The sequence below is a fragment of the Streptomyces sp. MBT53 genome (assembly GCF_016654115.1).
Classification (GTDB): domain Bacteria; phylum Actinomycetota; class Actinomycetes; order Streptomycetales; family Streptomycetaceae; genus Streptomyces.
In genome coordinates this window covers 1-4,759 of record NZ_JAEQAZ010000350.1, presented here as the reverse complement: position 1 = coordinate 4,759, position 4,759 = coordinate 1, and the positions used below count along the sequence as shown (strand labels likewise).

General features: G+C 71.6%; 4 protein-coding genes. 2 read left to right on the top strand and 2 right to left on the bottom strand.

Annotated features, from left to right (window positions below):
* Positions 1-76 precede the first annotated feature (76 nt).
* On the bottom strand, positions 77-814 hold the full coding sequence (locus JHN45_RS50555; protein WP_201056206.1) for a TIGR03089 family protein: 738 nt from the start codon (positions 812-814) through the stop codon (positions 77-79).
* A 128-nt stretch (positions 815-942) separates the two neighbouring features.
* Between JHN45_RS50555 and JHN45_RS50550 the strand changes: the two genes are divergently transcribed.
* Together JHN45_RS50550 and JHN45_RS50545 are read left to right on the top strand one after the other, a co-directional pair.
* Positions 943-2,304, top strand: coding sequence for an N-acetylmuramoyl-L-alanine amidase (locus JHN45_RS50550; RefSeq protein WP_236585004.1), 1,362 nt, complete (start codon positions 943-945; stop codon positions 2,302-2,304).
* 106 nt (positions 2,305-2,410) lie between these two features.
* Positions 2,411-3,493, top strand: a complete 1,083-nt coding sequence (locus tag JHN45_RS50545) for an NDP-sugar synthase (protein ID WP_200717193.1) — start codon at positions 2,411-2,413, stop codon at positions 3,491-3,493.
* A gap of 173 nt (positions 3,494-3,666) precedes the next feature.
* On the opposite strand, the gene JHN45_RS50540 is transcribed toward JHN45_RS50545, so the two are convergent.
* Positions 3,667-4,659, bottom strand: a complete 993-nt coding sequence (locus JHN45_RS50540) for a DNA-3-methyladenine glycosylase (protein WP_201056205.1) — start codon at positions 4,657-4,659, stop codon at positions 3,667-3,669.
* Positions 4,660-4,759 lie beyond the last annotated feature (100 nt).

Sequence of the window (4,759 nt, the reverse complement as noted above, 5' to 3'; positions counted from 1 at the left end):
TGTCTTCAGGGGCGCGGGGAACTGCGCGACCGGCCCCCACCGGTCCGCACCCGCCAAACAACCCTCACCACCCCCTTCAGAGGCGCGTAACAGTCACCCGCTCACTCTCAACGCGCTTGGCCAAGGACTCCTCACCCAGCTGATCAAGATTCCGGCACAACACCACGGACCCCCCGGAGGCAAGCGGCCCGTACAACCCCGCGCTCAACCCGTCCCACGTGTCGTACGACAACCCGGACAGCACCCGAGCCCCCACCTCCCCATCGGCCCGAGCCCGCTCGACAACCTCCACGCCCGTCAACTCCACCCCACCCACGACCAACGCGGGCTCCTCAGGATCCACCGGCGAGAACGCGACAAACCGATCCCCTTGGCTCGGCACCTCGACGGCATAGTCGGCGAATCCGGCAGGGGTCTGCGGAAACCGCCCCCCGAGAGGCCGCAGCGCGAGAGCGACCCGCTCCCCGCCGCACGCCCGAGCCGCGTCCAAGGAGTCGGGCCCACTGACCACCACGTCGGCCGCCGCAGGATCCCCACCCACGTCCGCGACAACTCCCACCGACGAACACGCCAGCAACCACACCGCCGTCTGCCAGTGCGCGGGCAGCAACAACGCGACCCGATCCCCGGGCCCCGCCCCGAGATCCCCCTGAAGGAGATTCGCGGTCTTGGCCACCCAATTGGCGAAGGTGGCCACGGACAATTCGACACGTTCCCCCGTGGCGTCGTCGTAGAAGGTCACCAGGGGGCGGCCGGGATCCGCGGCGAGCGCGGAACGCAGCAGGTCGGCAGGGGTGCGATCGGTGGCGTTCACCCGCGAAAGCGTACGCGGGCACGCGACCGTACCCGCAGTGCGGGACCACCGGTTCGGGCGAACCGCATCCGACGGTCCGTCAAATCCCAAATAGACAGATATGTATGACCATGTTCAGGATCAGGGGCATGCGTGGATTTCTTGCTTCCTCGATCGGCGTCACCTGCGCCGCCGCCCTGGCCCTCCCGCTCACCCTGCCCGCAGCCGCCGCTCCGGTCCCGGCTACGGCCCCGGCCACAGCGATGGCCCCGGCCACAGCTACGGCTTCGGCTCAGGCGGCGCAGCCGACCGGCGGCGCGAGATCCGCGCCGCCGGCCGCCGCACCGGACCTCCCCGGCAGCACCGAGTCGCTGCCCCTCGCCCCCGCGACCCGCGACCGCACCCTGGGCGCGGCCCCCGAACAGGGCCTGACCCGCGCCGACGTCCACCGTTTCTCCCTCGTCGGCGTCACGTGGACCGACCCGGACACCGAACTCCGCGGCCGGGTCCAGGTCCGTACCCGGGCCACCGGCACCGGCGAGTGGTCCGGCTGGCAGGACGTCGACACCCACAACGAGGACCACGGCGCCGACCCCGGCACCGCCGAACGCGATTCCGGCCATGTCCACGGCTCCACCGCCCCGCTGTGGGTGGGCGACTCGGACGGCGTCGACGTACGCGTACGAGCGGACCCGGCCGCGACACGGGCCGTAGGGAACCGGCAGTCCCCGCTGCCCGCCGGCCTGCACCTGGAACTCGTGGACCCGGGCGCGGAACCCCCGGCCGCGGGCGCCCGCCCGACCGCCCGCCGCGCCGCCCTGCCCCTCGCCGCCACCGAACTCCCGGCGCTGAGCCGCGAGGCCACCGAGCGGGAGGCCGTCGCGCTGTACGGCCGGGCCCAGCCGTACATCGGCCCGCGTCCGCGCATCGTCACCCGGAGCGGCTGGGGCGCCGACGAGAAGCTGCGCGAGAAGGGGTTCGTCTACACGAAGAAGGTCAAGGCCGCCTTCGTGCACCACACCGCCTCCGGCAACAACTACAGCTGCTCGCAAGCGCCTTCAGTCATTCGTGGTATCTACCGCTACCACGTCAGGAGCAGCGGCTGGCGCGACATCGGCTACAACTTCCTCGTGGACAAGTGCGGAACCATCTACGAGGGGCGCGCCGGGGGAGTGGCGAAACCGGTCATGGGTGCCCACACCCTCGGTTTCAACACCGACAGCATGGGGATCGCCGTCCTCGGAACCTTCGGCACCGCCAAACCGTCCTCGGCGGCAGTGAACGCCATCGCCCGCCTCGCCGCATGGAAGCTCGGGCTCTACGGAGTCAATCCGCGCGGCAAGACATACCTGAAGTCCGGGGGTGGCAATCTCTACCGAAAAGGAAAGAACGTACGACTCAATGTGATCTCCGGCCATCGGGACGGGTTCGCCACGGAGTGCCCAGGACGGCAGCTCTACGGCAAGCTCGGCTCGGCCCGCTCCACGTCGGCCCGGTTCCAGGGCCGCTGACGGCGAGGCTGCCGGGGAAGGGTCTGCGGGACGCGTGCACGGTCCGCACACACTGGCCGGCCGAAGAAACAGCTCGGCCGGTCCCGGCAGGAAGCAGAGACGACAGGTGACAGAAGCGATCCTCCTGGTCGGCGGCAAGGGCACCCGGTTGCGCCCCCTCACGGTGCACACCCCGAAGCCGATGGTCAGGGCGGCGGGGGTGCCGTTCCTCACGCATCAGCTGGCGCGGGCGAGAGCGGCGGGCGTGGAACACATCGTCCTGGCCACGTCCTATCTGGCGGAGGTGTTCGAACCGCACTTCGGTGACGGTTCGGCCCTCGGCCTCCACATCGAGTACGTCACGGAGGACGAGCCCCTCGGCACGGGCGGCGCGATCCGCAACGTGGCCTCGCGCCTGCACTCGGCCCCCGACGACCCGGTCCTGGTCTTCAACGGCGACATCCTCACCGGCCTGAACATCCGGGCCCTGGTGGACACCCACGAGGCGACCGGCGCGGACGTCTCCCTCCACCTCACGAAGGTCACGGACCCGCGCGCCTACGGCCTGGTCCCCACGGACGAGACCGGCCGCGTCCTGGCCTTCCTGGAGAAGCCCCAGACACCCGAGGAGATCGTCACCGACCAGATCAACGCGGGGGCGTACGTCTTCCGCCGCTCGGTCATCGACACGATCCCGGCGGGCCGCCCGGTGTCGGTGGAACGGGAGACCTTCCCGGACCTGCTGGCCGCCGGCGCCCACCTCCAGGGCCTGGTGGACTCGACCTACTGGCTCGACCTGGGCACTCCAGCGGCCTTCGTCCGCGGCTCGGCGGACCTGGTCCTTGGCCGCGCCCCGTCCCCCGCGATCCCCGGCCGCTGCGGCGACCGCCTGGTCCTGCCCACGGCCCGCGTCGCCCCCGACGCCAAGCTGACGGGCGGCACGGTGGTGGGCGAGGGCGCGTTCGTGGCACAGGGCGCGCGGGTCTTCGGCTCGACGATCCTCCCCGGCGCGGTCATCGAACCCGGCGCCGTCATCACCGACTCCCTCATCGGCACCCGGGCCCGGGTCGGCGAACGCTCCGTCCTCACCGGCACGGTCATCGGCGACGGCGCGATCATCGGCGCCGACAACGAACTCCGGGACGGCATGCGGGTGTGGTGCGACGCGCGGATTCCGGCGGGGGCGGTGCGGTTCTCCTCTGACCAGTAGTCCGTGCGGGTGGGGAGGGGCGCCGTCCCAGGGGCTGCGCCCCTGGACCCCCATCGGCCTGGACCCCCATCGGCCTGGACCCCCATCGGCCTGGACCCCCATCGGCCTGGACCCCCATCGGCCTGGACGGCCTCGTCCTCAATCGCCGGACGGGCTGACTGTCCCCACCGGCATCACAACTTCCCGATGTCCCCGCGAGGCATCTTCGGCGCCCGCCGAGCCGGAGTCCGCCCGCTCAACAGAATCAACCGGGCCGCCCGATGCCGCTGCCCCGCATACGGCTCAAGCAACGACAACATCACCGAGTCGTCCGCATCCCGGTCCCCGGCCAGCGCCCACCCCACGATCCCCGGCAGATGCAGATCCCCCACGGTCACCGCGTCCGCCGCCCCATGACTCCGCTGCACGGTCTCCGCGGACGTCCACGGCCCCACCCCCGGCACGACCTCCAACCGGGCCCGCGCCTCCTCCGCCGGCATCGACACCGCCTGCTCCAGCCGCGCGGCGACCCGTACGGCACGCAGAATCGTCGACGCCCGCTTGTCGTCGACCCCGGCCCGGTGCCACTCCCAGGACGGAATCAACGCCCACGCGCGGGGCGCCGGCATCACCCACATCCGCCCGCCGACGGGCCCCGGCGCGGGTGACCCGAACTTCCGCACCAGCAACCGCCAGGCCCGGTACGCCTCGTCGGTCGTCACCTTCTGCTCCAGCACCGACGGAATCAACGACTCCAGCACCAGCCCGGTCCGCGTCAGCCGCAACCCCGGCCGCCGGTGCTGAGCGACAGCCACCAGCCGATGCCGGGGCACGAACGCGTCAGGATCATCGGCAGCACCGAGCATCTCCGGCAACCGCTCCAACAACCACGCACCGCCGGGCCCCCAGGCCTCCCCGCGCACTTCACCCCCGTACGCGAACACCCGCAGGGTCCCCGGCCCGACCGGCGTAAGACTGGCCCGCCACACGGACCCGTCGGCGGTCACGCGAAAGGTGGGATCCCCGGGACCGCGCCGCAGGGGCCCGAGCACCAGCCCTAGGTCAAGTGGCCCTTCCGGCACCCAACTCCGCATCCGCCCAGCTGCCGCCGAAGCCTGTCGAGGCACGACAACATCCCCACCCCGCACAGTCGTACGAGTGGGCCGATGAACGAAACGTCCGGCCACAGTGAGTTCCAGGGGTGAGGTGAGAAACCTGAGAGTGTCACGAGCCTAGGCGGTAGCGCCCCATCAGGGGCGCGGGGAACTGCGCGCTCAGCCCCCACCG